The 13,339-nt window shown below is 58.2% G+C and carries 12 protein-coding genes; 8 read left to right on the top strand and 4 right to left on the bottom strand.

Annotated features, from left to right (window positions below; translation table 11 throughout):
• The first annotated feature begins 493 nt into the window (after positions 1 to 493).
• Positions 494 to 1,162, top strand: coding sequence for an HAD-IB family hydrolase (locus G392_RS0108800; RefSeq protein WP_027009938.1), 669 nt, complete (start codon positions 494 to 496; stop codon positions 1,160 to 1,162).
• A gap of 174 nt (positions 1,163 to 1,336) precedes the next feature.
• On the opposite strand, the gene G392_RS0108795 is transcribed toward G392_RS0108800, so the two are convergent.
• The 4 genes from G392_RS0108795 to G392_RS0108775 form a co-directional block, all read right to left on the bottom strand.
• Positions 1,337 to 2,107 carry an NUDIX domain-containing protein gene (locus G392_RS0108795; protein WP_034334929.1) on the bottom strand — a complete coding sequence of 257 codons (771 nt, stop codon included), beginning with the start codon at positions 2,105 to 2,107 and terminating at the stop codon, positions 1,337 to 1,339.
• Positions 2,104 to 3,459 (bottom strand): prephenate-dependent tRNA uridine(34) hydroxylase TrhP, encoded by a 1,356-nt coding sequence (trhP, locus tag G392_RS0108790; protein ID WP_027009936.1) that lies wholly within the window; start codon positions 3,457 to 3,459, stop codon positions 2,104 to 2,106. The genes G392_RS0108795 and trhP overlap by 4 nt, the downstream gene beginning before the upstream one ends.
• Before the next feature lie 104 nt (positions 3,460 to 3,563).
• Positions 3,564 to 5,354, bottom strand: a complete 1,791-nt coding sequence (locus G392_RS0108785; protein ID WP_027009935.1) for an aminopeptidase P family protein — start codon at positions 5,352 to 5,354, stop codon at positions 3,564 to 3,566.
• A 295-nt stretch (positions 5,355 to 5,649) separates the two neighbouring features.
• Positions 5,650 to 5,952, bottom strand: a complete 303-nt coding sequence (locus G392_RS0108775; protein ID WP_027009934.1) for a hypothetical protein — start codon at positions 5,950 to 5,952, stop codon at positions 5,650 to 5,652.
• A 411-nt stretch (positions 5,953 to 6,363) separates the two neighbouring features.
• Between G392_RS0108775 and G392_RS0108765 the strand changes: the two genes are divergently transcribed.
• The 7 genes from G392_RS0108765 to G392_RS0108730 all read left to right on the top strand — a co-directional run.
• Positions 6,364 to 6,846, top strand: a complete 483-nt coding sequence (locus G392_RS0108765) for an FKBP-type peptidyl-prolyl cis-trans isomerase (RefSeq protein ID WP_027009932.1) — start codon at positions 6,364 to 6,366, stop codon at positions 6,844 to 6,846.
• Positions 6,847 to 7,531: 685 nt separating this feature from the next.
• Complete coding sequence (gene pgsA, locus G392_RS0108755) at positions 7,532 to 8,116, top strand: CDP-diacylglycerol--glycerol-3-phosphate 3-phosphatidyltransferase (protein ID WP_027009931.1); 585 nt, start codon at positions 7,532 to 7,534, stop codon at positions 8,114 to 8,116.
• Positions 8,117 to 8,174: 58 nt separating this feature from the next.
• Positions 8,175 to 9,245, top strand: a complete 1,071-nt coding sequence (gene recA, locus G392_RS0108750; RefSeq protein ID WP_027009930.1) for a recombinase RecA — start codon at positions 8,175 to 8,177, stop codon at positions 9,243 to 9,245.
• Positions 9,246 to 9,392: 147 nt separating this feature from the next.
• Positions 9,393 to 9,662: an HPr family phosphocarrier protein gene (locus G392_RS0108745; RefSeq protein WP_027009929.1), complete on the top strand. Its 270-nt coding sequence runs from the start codon at positions 9,393 to 9,395 to the stop codon at positions 9,660 to 9,662.
• A 1-nt stretch (position 9,663) separates the two neighbouring features.
• The gene (gene ptsP / locus G392_RS0108740; protein WP_027009928.1) at positions 9,664 to 11,412 is read left to right on the top strand and encodes a phosphoenolpyruvate--protein phosphotransferase; all 1,749 of its coding nucleotides are present in this window, start codon (positions 9,664 to 9,666) and stop codon (positions 11,410 to 11,412) included.
• A gap of 79 nt (positions 11,413 to 11,491) precedes the next feature.
• The gene (locus G392_RS0108735; RefSeq protein WP_027009927.1) at positions 11,492 to 12,511 is read left to right on the top strand and encodes an ornithine carbamoyltransferase; all 1,020 of its coding nucleotides are present in this window, start codon (positions 11,492 to 11,494) and stop codon (positions 12,509 to 12,511) included.
• The coding region (locus tag G392_RS0108730; RefSeq protein ID WP_027009926.1) for a tyrosine-type recombinase/integrase at positions 12,508 to 13,339 on the top strand (832 nt) is incomplete at its 3' end. The genes G392_RS0108735 and G392_RS0108730, both read left to right, overlap by 4 nt.

The following is a 13,339-nucleotide window of genomic DNA, read 5'->3' as shown; positions in this document are numbered from 1 at the left end:
AATTTGGGGCGGCGCTACCTGCGTCAGGCGCTGGAGTCGCCGCACGAATGCTCCCCCCAAGCGGGCGCACTGCTGCACGAAAAAGGCGACAACGCGCACGGATACAACTAGGGCGTGTCATCAAATTGAAATTTTCTACTATAAATCAGTGCAATACCAAAACGCCGTCATGCCCGCGAATGCGGAAATCCACTGCCTGATGTTTGTGAAGCAAGCGTAGCTTGGGTTGAAACGAAGTGAAAACCCAACATTTTTCCGAAAATTTATGGATTTTGTCGGGTTTGCACTTCGCGCCAACCCAAGCTGCACCTGCGCGGGCATGACGGCGTATTTTTATATTGAGCTGATTTTCATTAGAAAAATTAAATGGCGGCACGCCCGAAACCACACTGCTGCGGTTCGCACCACACTACCCGCTTCACCGCCGCCCCGACTGCGGCACACACAACAATACCGTTCACACAAAACGGAAGCAACGCAAAGGAACCCGACCATGCACCACACCCCCGTTTTCGCCTTCTTTGATTTTGACGGCACACTCACCCGCAAAGACACCGTACTGCCGTTTTTGCGCCACTACACCGGCAACGACAAAACATTTTTTGCCAAACTGCTGCCGCTTTTGCCGCTTCTGGCTGCCTACCTTCTCGGCTTGGTTTCCAACGCCGTTGCCAAACAGGCACTGTGCCGCCGCTACCTGCGCGATGTATGCGAAACAGACGTACTGGCGGCGGCAAGCCGTTTTGCCGAAACCGTCCTGCCCGCACTGCTGCGCCCCGAAGGCATGGAACGGCTGCACCACCACCGCGAACGCGGCGACTACTGCGTATTGGTCAGCGCCGCCCCCGACTGGTATTTATCGGCTTGGGCGCGGCAACACGGCTTTGACGACCTGTTTGCCACCCGCATGGCAACCCAAGCGCACGGACGGATAAGCGGCGAAATCGACGGCATCAACTGCCACGGCAGCAACAAAGTGCGCCTGCTCGAACGCGCCTACGGCACGGACTGCTGGGACGGCAGCTATGCCTACAGCGACTCGCGCAGCGACCTGCCCATGCTGCAACGGGCGGAACACGCCTTTTTGTGGCGTTGCGGGCGTTTCCGCCCCCTGTGCCGCACCCTGCACCCGCGCACCTTTGCCGACCGCCATCCGATTTAGGGCGCGTCATCAATGAACCGAAAAACCTCTACACCGTCATTCCCGCGCAGGCGGGAATCTACCGCTCGATGTTTGGCAAGCGTTGTTTTATCAAGGTTTGTTGTGCTTTAACTTGGCTTCCTGCCAGCGCGGGCATGACGGCGCGGCGTTTTTTCAGCCAATTGATGACACGCCCTAAACATTTTGCCGCTCCGTCTGCACCGCCAGCGCGTGCAAACCCGCTTCCTGCCACGCGCCGCCGAAACGGTCGCACAAAGCCTTGTTTGCATACGCCGCCACCGGCACGGACACGCCGTCTTTCAACACCGCCAGCAGCGACAACGCTCCCGCTTCGCCGTCCGCCCGCCACAACAGCGCGTCCGCATCGTGGGCTTGCGCCAGTTCGGCGCGGTTGGCGACCACGCGCCACAGGGCGCGGGGTGTGAGCTTGCACGGCACGGGCGTGTCCGCGTCCAGCAGCAGCGCGTCATCGGCGCGGGAAAATAAGTTCGGCGGAACAATGCGGTAGTTTTCGCCGTGCAAACCGTGTTTCAGGCAGCCTGAAAAAATTTCGGGCACCGCCAGTGCCTCCAACAGCGCGGCATTGGCGGGCAACATCGGCGACACCGAATACGCGCCCGCGCGTTGCCAAGCCAAATCCTGACCTTCTTTCGCGGTGGGTTCGCCGTGCCAATCGCCTGAAAAAACGCGGAAAAAATGCAGATGCACGGTGGCGTGTTCGTAGGCGTGGATTTTTTGCAGCCACGCGCGGGCGCGGACGATGTGCACGCCCAATTCTTCGGCAAACTCGCGCCGCAACGCCTGTTCGGGCGTTTCGCCCGCTTCCACCTTGCCGCCGGCAAATTCCCAATAGCCCGCATAGGCTTTACCGGCGGGGCGCGAACTCAGCAACACTTCCCCCGCCGCGTTGTACAGCACGCCTGCCGCCACATGGGTGATGTTCATGATGGGATAATCCGTGCAATCAAGGCGTTGTCTTTGCCCGCCATATCGGGGATTTGCACCTGAATGCCGTTGCCCGGTGCCACGTCCACCGCCGCGCCTTTGCGCCGCATCGCCGCCAAGGTGCGGATTTCATTGCCGTGCGGGTGAATGATTTCCAAGCGGTCGCCTACGGCAAAACGGTTTTTCACGTCCACCGTTGCCCAGCCTTCGGCATCAATTTCAGCCACTTGTCCGACAAACTGGCTTTGTTTGGCGAGCGAATGTCCGTGCAAGTAGTTTTGATAATCCTGCGTGTGGTGGCGTTCCAAAAAGCCCGAAGTGTAGCCACGGTTCGCCAAGCCTTCCAATTCCGCCAACAGGCTGTAATCAAAGGGTTTCCCCGCTACGGCATCGTCAATGGCGCGGCGGTAGCTTTGCGCGGTGCGGGCAACGTAATAGACGGATTTGGTGCGCCCTTCCACTTTCAGGCTGTCCACGCCGATTTCCGCCAGTTTCGCCACTTGCTCAATGGCGCGTAAGTCTTTGGAATTCATGATGTAAGTGCCGTGTTCGTCTTCCATCACGGGCATCAGTTCGCCGGGGCGGTTGGCTTCTTCAATCAGAAAAACTTTGTCGGCGGCGGGGTGGCGGCGTTGTCCGTTGATGCCTTCAAAGGCGGCATCGGCTTCGTTTTTGGCTGCCTGAAAATCAAATCCGCTCAACGGTTTGACATCGCCCGCATCGTCCGTTTCGCTGTGATGGACTTTGTAATCCCAACGGCAGGCGTTGGTGCAAGTGCCTTGGTTGGGGTCGCGGTGATTGAAATAACCCGATAATAAACAACGACCTGAATAAGCGATGCACAATGCGCCGTGTACGAACACTTCCAGTTCCATATCGGGGCATTGTTGGCGGATTTCGGCGATTTCTTCCAAGCTCAATTCGCGCGACAGGATAACGCGTTCCACGCCGACACTTTGCCAAAATTTCACGCCCCACCAATTGGTTGTATTCGCCTGTACGGACAAATGCACGGGAATGTGCGGCCAACGTTCGCGCACGCACATAATCAAGCCGGGGTCTGCCATAATCAGCGCATCGGGGCGCATGGCAATCAAAGGCTCCATGTCGGCGACAAAGGTTTTCAGTTTGCTGTTGTGCGGCAGGGTATTGACGGTTAAGAAAAATTTTTTGCCACGCGCGTGGGCTTCGGCGATGCCTTGTTCCAAGACGGGCAGTTTGGCAAATTCGTTGTTGCGGGCGCGTAGGGAATAGCGCGGGCTGCCGGCGTAAACGGCATCGGCACCGTAGTCAAAGGCGGTGCGCATGCGTTCCAGTCCGCCGGCGGGCAATAATAATTCGGGGGATTTCATGGGGCTTCCTTGAAATGGCGTTCAGGCAGCCGGAAAACGTTGCTCGGGCTGCCTGAAGCGGGAAAAAACGCGCCGATTATGCGCTTTTTTGCGGGGTGGGTCAATTACACCGCTTCGGTGCGCCGCAGCAGCCAGTCGCGTGCCGCGCCTTCGGTGTGCGGGGCGAGGGTGTCGCGCACGCGGGCGTGGTAGGCGTTGAGCCAGCCGCGTTCGGTGTCGTCCAGCAGTTCGGGGGCGAGCAGGCGGGTGTCGATGGGACACAGGGTCAGGGTTTCAAATTGCAAAAATTCACCAAAGGCGTGTTCTTGCGGCTGCGCCACCGCTTGCGCCAAAATCAGGTTTTCGATGCGGATGCCCCATTGTCCGGAGCGGTACAGCCCCGGCTCGTTGGAGGTGAGCATGCCCGCTTGCATGGCGTGGTGCGGGTTGGCGGCGGCGCGGCAGGCGATGACCTGCGGGCCTTCGTGTACGTTCAGGAAGTAGCCCACGCCGTGCCCCGTGCCGTGTCCGTAGTCGCAATGCGCCTGCCACATGGCTTGACGGCAGATGCCGTCCAACACGGGTGCGGGCGTGCCGGCGGGAAACACGGCGCGGGCAAGGGCGATGTGCGATTTGAGTACCAGCGTAAAGTCGCGCCGTTGTGCGGCATCGGGCGTGCCGATGGGAACGACGCGGGTGATGTCGGTGGTGCCGTTCAAATATTGTGCGCCCGAGTCAATCAGCAGCAGCCCGTTGCCGGTGATGGCGCTGTGGGCTTCGGCGGTGGCGCGGTAGTGCGGCAATGCGCCGTTGGCGTTGAAGCCGGCGATGGTGTCGAAGCTGGTGGAAACGTAGTGCGGACGGCGGCTGCGGTGGGCAATCAGCATGGTGTCGATGTCCAACTCGGTCAGGGGCGTTTGCGCTGCCAGCTTGTGTTCCAATTCGGCAAAAAAGCCGCACAGGGCGATGCCGTCCTGCAACATGGCGGCGCGGATGTGGGCGCATTCCGCTTCGTTTTTGCGGGCTTTGAACAGGGTGGACGGATTGGTTTGTTCGCAAATGTTCACGCGCTCGGGCAGGTGGCGCAGCAGGGAAACGGCGGTTTTGGCGGGGTTGAGCAGCAAGGTGCCGTGCAGTTTGCCCAAAGCGGCGGCAACCGCTTCGTAGGGCGCGGTGGCGATGCCCGCTTCGTTCAGGCTGCGGCGTGCCGCTTCGTTCAAACGGCTTTCATCGGTGAACAGGCAGGCGTGTCCGCCGTCCAGCAGCAGGTGGGCGAGAAACACGGGATTGTGCGGCACGTCGCTGCCGCGCAGATTGGTCAGCCACGCGATGTCGTCCAAAGACGAGAGCAAATGCGTGTCCGCCCCCGCTTCGCGCACGGCTTGACGCACGCGGGCGAGCTTGGCAGACGCGCTTTCGCCGCAAAATTCGGCAGGGTGCGGATAAACGGCGGTGGCGGGCAGGGCGGGGCGGTCGTGCCAAACCGCACCGGTCAAATCGGCAACGCAGCACAAATATTGGTTTTTACCGCGCAACACACGGGCAAGCCGCGCTTCATCGCGCCGCGACACCATGTCTGCCGCCACGCCCGCCCGCGCCCCTGCGGGCAGATGCGCCGCCAACCATTCGGGATAGTCGTCGTCTGCGCCGATTTTGTGCAGCACCACCCCGCTTTCCGCCAACTGCGCCGCCGCCTGTTCCCAATAGCGGCTGTCTGCCCACAAGCCCGCATGGTCTGCCGTTATCACCAACGTTCCCGCCGAGCCGCTAAAGCCGCACAACCAACGGCGCGACTGCCAATGCTCGGGCAAATATTCGGAAAGGTGCGGGTCGGCGGTGGGAGCAATCCACGCCGCCAAGCCGTGTGTCTGCATCTGTGCGCGCAGTGCGGCGATGCGTTTGGCAAAAATATTCATCAAAATTCCTTTTTGGTTTGAAACCCCGCCGTTTGCGGCGGTAAAACAGCTTTGTTATTCACTCGGGGCGCAACGCCGTCCGAATCGGGGCAAGGCATGGGGCCGTGCTTTATGGTTGGTTAAAATCGCAACGATACGGCGTTGCCAAGTCGTCTTGTCTCGTTTTTATTTTTATCAACCATATATGCGTGAAACATCAAAATTCTTTTCCAACAGCTTGAAACAACAAAAAACCCGCCCGCAGGCAGGTTTTTCTTGGCATGCAAAGCTTTGCCGGACAAACGGCAAAAGCGGATTACTTGGCTTCGGAAGCGGCTTCGGCAGCAGAAGCCATGTCTTCTTTCACTTCGGTTGCCAAAGAAGCGGCAGCCTCGGCGGCGGAAGCAGCCATAGAAGCCATGTCTTCTTTTACTTCGGTTGCCATGGAAGCAGCAGCGTCCAATACGCCGGAAGCCTCGCTGGCAGCATCGGAAGCAGCGTTTTCAACGGCAGAAGCCGGCGTAACGGCGGCAGGCGCTTCGGGCGCTTTTTGCTCACCACCGCCGCAAGCGGCTACAAACAAAGACATCAAAGCAACGGCTACGAGGGATTTTTTCATATTAAACACCTGTTTATTTTAATGGATTGAATGAATTACGACCCATGCACCGCTTCGTGATACGCGTTCGGATACAATGAACCGCAGGAAAGTGCCGTATTTTGCCTGAAAATGCCGCGCCGCGCAATCATTATTGCCAACGTTATCAATAAGCTTGCGGTTTTTTTGCCACAAGCTTGCCGCAAACCGCACGCAGGTAGTGCAAAAAGTCTGAATTAGATGATTAAAAATCAAAGTTTTTGCATTGGTGCAAGCGCCGGTGCAAAGCATTTGCATTGTGTGGCGTGCCGGCGCTTGTGGCATCGGCGCGACAGAAAAACACACGGTTGGCGCAGTGCGTTTGTGCTATACTGCGCCATGCGGCGGCAAGAGTCGCCGTCACCGTCCAACCCCATAAAGGAAATCCCCCGCATGAGCATCAAAAAAAACGCTGTCGTTACCCTGCATTACGAAATGTACGATGTCAATAACCAACTGCTTGACCAAACCGTTGAGCCGATTGCCTACCTGCACGGCGGCTATGACGGCATTTTCCCCTTGGTCGAAGAAGCCCTGCACGAAAAAAACATCGGCGACAGCATCGATGTGGAATTGTCGCCCGACGACGCCTTTGGCGAATACGAACCCGAGCTGCGCCGGGTCGAGCCTGCCGACGTGTTTCCTGTAGACGTGGAGCTGGGCATGATGTTTGAAGCGGACGACCCCGAAACGGGCGATGTGATTTTGTACCGCGTGGAAGAAATCGGCAACGGCAAAGTGGTGGTGAACGGCAACCACCCGATGGCGGGCATGAAAATCCGTTTTAAAGCCACAGTGGACAACATCCGCGATGCCACCCCCGAAGAAATCGCGCACGGACACGTTCACGGTGCGGACGGACACCTTCACCACTAGGGCGTGTCATCAATTAAAATTTTCTAATAAATCAGTGCAATACCAAGATGACGTCATTTCCGCGAATGCGGGAATCCACTGCCTGATGTTTGTGAAGCAAGCGTAGCTTGGGTTGAAACGAAGTGAAAACTCAATATTTTTCCGAAAATTTATGGATTTTGTCGGGTTTGCGCTTCGCGCCAACCCAAGCTGCACCTGCGTGGGAATGACGGCACTGTGGTTGTTGGCGTGCCGTTTCCGCACGCCGGTGCCAAAACACAACGGTTACCCCGATGCCCGATTGGCGGCGGGGTAGCCGTTTTTACACATTTGCGGCGCGTGCGGTGCGATAAGGGCTGAACGGCAAGACAATTCGCGCTATAATCCGATAATTATCAACAATAAATCCGGATTGGTGCGCGTTATTGCCTAGGGCGTATCATCATTTAAACTTTTATACTGAAAATCAGCATAATATAAAAATGCCGTCATTCCCGCGCAGGCGGGAGTCCACTGCCCGATGCTTGGAAAACGATGTTTTATCAAGGTTTGTTGCAATTTGTTGTTGGATTCCCGCCCGCGCGGGCATGACGGCGCTGTGTTTTTTCGGTCAATTGATGGCACGCCCTCGCCAATATGGGTGATGACGCACACGGGCGGCGCGTTTGCGGCGGCTGCCGCCACGGATTTTTATGAAGGAACGTCCATGCCTTGTAATATTCCCATTTTTCTGACTTGGTTGCGGATTTTGCTGATTCCCGTGTTTACCCTGATTTTGTACCTGCCCGTGTCGGGCAACGGTGCGGTGATGGCAAACTGGGCGGCGGCGCTGGTGTTTGCCATTGCGGGGCTGACCGATTGGTTTGACGGTTTTTTGGCGCGGCGTTTGCAGCAAACTTCGGATTTTGGCGCGTTTCTCGACCCCGTTGCCGACAAGCTGATGGTGGCGTCCGCACTGATTTTGCTGGTGCAGCTCGACCGCACGTTTGCGCTGTTTGCCATCATCATCATCGGGCGCGAAATCACCGTGTCGGCGCTGCGCGAGTGGATGGCGCAAATGGGCAAGCGCGGCAGTGTGGCGGTGGTGAAGCTGGGCAAATTCAAAACCGGCGTGCAAATTGCGGCGATTATCATGCTGCTGATTCACGACCGTGATTTTTTCGGTTTGGATTTATATGTTTGGGGCAATGTGCTGATGTTTGCGGCGGTGGTGCTGACGGTGTGGTCGATGCTGTATTACCTGAAAATGGCATGGGCGGAACTGTCGCCGCCCGATGCGGGCAAGGTGTAGGGCGGCGCGGCGTTTTGGGCTATAATCGGTTTTTTCCAACCCGATTTCGAGAACCGTCATGGCAGCAAAAAACTCCGCCCCCGACAACGACAAAAGCCTTGCCCTGCAAGCCGCGCTCGCCCAAATTGAAAAAAGTTTCGGCAAGGGCGCGGTGATGAAAATGGACGGCAGCCATCAGGAAGAAGATTTGCAAGTGATTTCCACCGGCTCGCTCACGATTGACCTTGCGCTGGGCGTGGGCGGCTTGCCGCGCGGCCGCATCGTGGAAATTTTCGGGCCAGAATCGTCCGGCAAAACCACGCTGTGTTTGGAAACCATCGCCCAATGCCAGAAAAACGGCGGCGTGTGCGCCTTTATTGATGCTGAAAACGCCTTTGACCCCGTGTATGCCCGCAAACTCGGCGTGAAAGTGGAAGAATTGCTGGTGTCGCAACCCGACACGGGCGAACAGGCTTTGGAAATTTGCGATATGCTGGTGCGCTCCGGCGGCGTGGACATGGTGGTGGTGGACTCCGTTGCCGCGCTGGTGCCGAAAGCCGAAATCGAGGGCGAAATGGGCGACAGCCATGTGGGTCTGCACGCCCGCCTGATGAGCCAAGCCTTGCGCAAGCTCACGGGAAACATCAAAAAAACCAATACTTTGGTGGTATTTATCAACCAAATTCGCATGAAAATCGGCGTGATGTTCGGCAGCCCCGAAACCACTACGGGCGGCAATGCGCTGAAGTTTTACGCGTCCGTGCGTTTGGATATCCGGCGCGGCATTCAAATCAAAAAAGGCGATGACGTTCTCGGCAACGAAACCAAAGTCAAAGTGATTAAAAACAAGGTTGCGCCGCCGTTCCGCATTGCCGATTTTGATATTTTGTACGGCGAGGGCATCAGCTACGAGGGCGAACTGATTGATTTGGGCGTAAAAGCGGGCGTGGTGCAGAAATCGGGCGCGTGGTTCAGCTACAACGGCGCGAAAATCGGTCAGGGCAAGGACAATTCGCGCCAATGGCTGAAAGACAATCCCGACATTGCCGCCGAAATCGACCGCAAAATCCGCGAGCAATCGGGCTTGGTGCAGCTTGTGCAGGAAGGTACGCCCGAAGACGACGGCGTGGAAGTGTCGCCCGAAGCGTAAATTTGTTGCCACCGCGCCCTTGGCGCGCGCGGCAGCGTGCTTGCGCACGGTTTCCGCCGCATCATCACACCTGACGCACACACCGTCATGCCCACCCGTGCGGACATGGCGGCGTGTGGTTTTTTCGGTTTTGGGGAAAACACAATCATGCAAACACAAACCTTCACCATCATCAACAAATTGGGACTGCACGCCCGCGCCTCCAGCAAATTCACCCAAACCGCCGCCCAATTCCAATCCGAAATCTGGGTAACGCGCAACGGCCGCCGCGTCAACGGCAAAAGCATTATGGGCTTGATGATGCTCGCCGCCGCGCAAGGCACGGAAATTGAAATAGAAACGGACGGCGTGGACGAAACCGCCGCCATGCACGCCCTCGGCGCACTCATCAACGACTATTTCGGCGAAGGGGAATAAAATGATTGTGCTGCACGGCGCGGCGGCGGGGCGCGGCATCGCCATCGGACGGGCGCATCTGGTGGTGCGCGGCATCTCGGAAGTGCCGCAGTTTTGCATTCCCGAAAACGAAATCGCCGCCGAAACCGCCCGTTTTGAAGCGGCGGTGAAAGCCACGCGCCGCCAGTTGGAACAGCTCCGCAGCGCGATTCCCGAAAACGCCCCCACCGAATTGGGCGCGTTTATCTCGCTGCACCTGATGCTGCTGACGGACGTTACCCTCTCGCGCGAACCTTTGGACATTCTGCAGGAACAACAAATCAACGCGGAATGGGCGTTGAAACTGCAAACCGACCGCCTGTCGCAACAGTTTGACGAAATCGATGACGAATACCTGCGCCAACGCAAACAAGACATGCTGCAAGTGGTGGAGCGCATTCAAAAAAACCTGATTGGTCAAAGCACCGAAATCAATCTGGACGCCAATTTGCTGGACGATACCGTATTGATTGCCCACGACCTGTCGCCCGCCGACACCGTGTTTTTCAAAGACCAGCGCATCGAAGGCTTTGTAACCGATATGGGCGGGCCCACCAGCCACACCGCCATTTTGGGACGCAGCCTGAACATTCCGTCCGTCATCGGCTTGGGCAACGCGCGGCACCTGATACGCGAACACGAATGGGTGATTGTGGACGGCGGCAACGGCACGCTGATTATCAACCCCGATGAAATCGTCTTGACGCAATACCGCCGCCGCCAACGCGAATACCGCAGCCACCTGCGCCAACTCAACAAACTCAAACACACCGCCGCCGCCACCGCAGACGGCGAAACCATCGAGCTGCTTGCCAATATTGAAACCGCAGACGACATCAAAGCCCTGCACAAATTCGGCGCGGACGGCGTGGGCTTGCTGCGCAGTGAGTTTTTGTACCTCAACCGCGACAGTCTGCCTGAAGAAGACGAGCTGTATCAAGTCTATACCGATTTGGTCAAAAAAATGAAAGGCAAGCCGCTCACCATCCGCACGGTGGATTTGGGCGTGGACAAAAATCCGCGCTGGTTCGGCGGCAACGGCACGCCCAACGCCGCGCTCAATCCCGCTTTGGGCTTGACCGGTATCCGCTTATGCCACGCCGAGCCGGTGATGTTCCGCACGCAAATGCGGGCGGTGTTGCGGGCGGCGGCGCACGGCACGGTGAAAATGATGTTCCCGATGGTGTCGGGGCTGGCGGAATTGCGCCAAAGCCTTGTCCACTTGGAAACCGCCAAACGCCAGCTTGCCGAGCGCGGCGATGCTTTCGGCACGGTGGAAACGGGCTGCATGATTGAAATTCCCGCCGCCGCGCTCACCGTGTCCACCCTGCTCAAACACGTGGATTTCGTCTCCATCGGCACCAACGACTTGATTCAATACACGCTTTCGGTGGACAGGAATGATGACAGTGTCAGCTATCTCTACCAGCCCGCCCACCCTGCGGTGGTGCGCCTGCTCGCGCACATTATCCGCACCGCCAACCGCATGGGCAAAGGCGTGTCGGTGTGCGGCGAAATGGCGGGCGACCCCGACTACACGCGCCTGCTGCTGGCATTGGGTTTGCGCCGTTTTTCCATGAACACGGGCAACCTGTTGGCGGTAAAGGAAATGATTTTGTGCAGCGACACCGAAAAACTGGAAAGCGACATCGGCCGCATCATGCGCAACGAAGACCCCGACCGCGTGGATATGTTGTTGAAAAAATTAAACGAAACCGAAAACGAATCATGACGAAACCCGTTGCCGCATAGCCCGCCGCACGGCAGCAACACCCACCCGTTTCCCCTACCCGACCCGCAAGGACGACACCATGACCGCACAATCCCTGTACCAACGTTCCCTGCTCAGCCTGCGCCGCCACAGCGCGGCAGAAATCAGCTACCTGATTGATTTGGCTGCCGAGCTCAAACACGCCAAACGCGAAGGGCGTGAAATGCCCGTTTTGCAAGGAAAAAACATCGCCCTGATTTTTGAAAAAACCTCCACCCGCACCCGTTGCGCCTTTGAAGTCGCCGCCTACGACCAAGGCGCAAACGTTACCTACATCGACCCCGCCGCTTCGCAAATCGGACACAAAGAAAGCATCAAAGACACCGCACGGGTGCTCGGGCGCATGTACGATGCCATCGAATATCGCGGCTACGCCCAAACGGTGGTGGAAGAATTGGCACAATACGCGGGCGTGCCGGTGTTTAACGGTCTGACCGATGAGTTTCACCCCACGCAAATGCTCGCCGATGTGCTGACCATGCGCGAACACGCCCATGGCAAAGCCCTGAACCAAATCCGTTTTGCCTATGTGGGCGATGCGCGGAACAATATGGGCAACTCGCTGCTGCTGGTGGCGGCGAAGCTGGGCATGGACTGCCGCATTGCCGCGCCCGCCGCCTTGCAGCCGCACGCGCAATGGGTGGCGCAATGCCGCGATTTTGCCCGCGCAAGCGGTGCGAAGCTGCTGCTGACCGAAGACCCCGCCGAAGCCGTGCGCGGCGCGGATTTCGTCCACACCGATGTGTGGGTGTCGATGGGCGAACCGCCCGAAGCGTGGAGCGAACGCATCAAGCTGCTGATGCCCTACCGTGTCGATGCCGCGCTGATGGCGGCGGCGGACAACCCGCAGGTCAAATTCATGCACTGCCTGCCCGCGTTTCACAACACCGAAACCGTACTCGGACGCGACATCGCCAAGCATTATCCGCATTTGGCGGACGGCATCGAAGTGAGCGAAGCCGTGTTTGAATCGCCGTACAACATCGCTTTCGACCAAGCGGAAAACCGTTTGCACACGATTAAAGCCGTGCTGGTGTCGTCGTTGGGCAAAACGGCATGACGGACGCGCCGTTTTTCGCCCGTGCCGAAGCGTGGCTGCTGCGTTTGCGCCAACAAGGGCGTTCGCCGCACACGCTGGCGGCGTACCGGCGCGACTTGGCACAACTTGCCGAGCTGTTGCCCGAACGCACCGCCGCCCCGCAACGGCGCGACATCATCGCCGCGCTCAAACGCCTGTCGCAGCAAAACCTCAACCCGCGCAGCATGATGCGGAAATTGTCGGTGTGGCGGCAATACTGCGCCTACCTGCTGCGCGAAAACCTGCTTGCCGCCGACCCGACTGCCGGCATCAAAGCCCCCAAACCGCCCGAGCGTCTGCCCAAAGCCATCGACTGCGAAACGCTCAACACCCTGCTCGACCGTGCCGCGCCGCGTGATGCCCTGTCCTTGCGCGATTTGGCGGTGGCGGAGCTGTTTTACGGAAGCGGTTTGCGCCTTTCCGAGCTGGCGGCGCTCGATTTGGACGACGTGCTTTTTGAAGCGGGCTGGCTGACCGTATCGGGCAAAGGCAAAAAACAACGCCAAATACCGCTTACCGCCAAAAGCAGCGCCGCCCTGCAAAACTATCTGCCCCACCGCCGCGCCGCCGCCGGCGAAACCGCCCTGTTTACCAACCGCACCGGCACGCGCTTGGGCGTGCGCCAAATCGCCAAACGCCTGCAACAATGGGCATTGCGTCAAGGCAGCGCACAACACCTTTCCCCGCACATGCTGCGCCACAGCTACGCCAGCCACCTGCTGCAAGCCTCGCGGGACGTGCGCGCCGTTCAAGAACTGCTCGGACACCAAAGCCTGTCCACCACCCAAATTTACACCAAATTGGATTTCG

The sequence above is a fragment of the Conchiformibius kuhniae DSM 17694 genome, from assembly GCF_000428785.1.
GTDB lineage: Bacteria > Pseudomonadota > Gammaproteobacteria > Burkholderiales > Neisseriaceae > Conchiformibius > Conchiformibius kuhniae.
This window is presented reverse-complemented; position numbering and strand designations above follow the sequence as displayed.

Bases quoted from the DNA above. Each gene is read 5' to 3' on its own strand.
- G392_RS0108800 (WP_027009938.1), top strand. From the start codon at position 494: ATGCACCACACCCCCGTTTTCGCCTTCTTTGATTTTGACGGCACACTC.
- G392_RS0108795 (WP_034334929.1), bottom strand. From the start codon at position 2,107: ATGAACATCACCCATGTGGCGGCAGGCGTGCTGTACAACGCGGCGGGG.
- trhP (WP_027009936.1), bottom strand. From the start codon at position 3,459: ATGAAATCCCCCGAATTATTATTGCCCGCCGGCGGACTGGAACGCATG.
- G392_RS0108785 (WP_027009935.1), bottom strand. From the start codon at position 5,354: ATGAATATTTTTGCCAAACGCATCGCCGCACTGCGCGCACAGATGCAG.
- G392_RS0108775 (WP_027009934.1), bottom strand. From the start codon at position 5,952: ATGAAAAAATCCCTCGTAGCCGTTGCTTTGATGTCTTTGTTTGTAGCC.
- G392_RS0108765 (WP_027009932.1), top strand. From the start codon at position 6,364: ATGAGCATCAAAAAAAACGCTGTCGTTACCCTGCATTACGAAATGTAC.
- pgsA (WP_027009931.1), top strand. From the start codon at position 7,532: ATGCCTTGTAATATTCCCATTTTTCTGACTTGGTTGCGGATTTTGCTG.
- recA (WP_027009930.1), top strand. From the start codon at position 8,175: ATGGCAGCAAAAAACTCCGCCCCCGACAACGACAAAAGCCTTGCCCTG.
- G392_RS0108745 (WP_027009929.1), top strand. From the start codon at position 9,393: ATGCAAACACAAACCTTCACCATCATCAACAAATTGGGACTGCACGCC.
- ptsP (WP_027009928.1), top strand. From the start codon at position 9,664: ATGATTGTGCTGCACGGCGCGGCGGCGGGGCGCGGCATCGCCATCGGA.
- G392_RS0108735 (WP_027009927.1), top strand. From the start codon at position 11,492: ATGACCGCACAATCCCTGTACCAACGTTCCCTGCTCAGCCTGCGCCGC.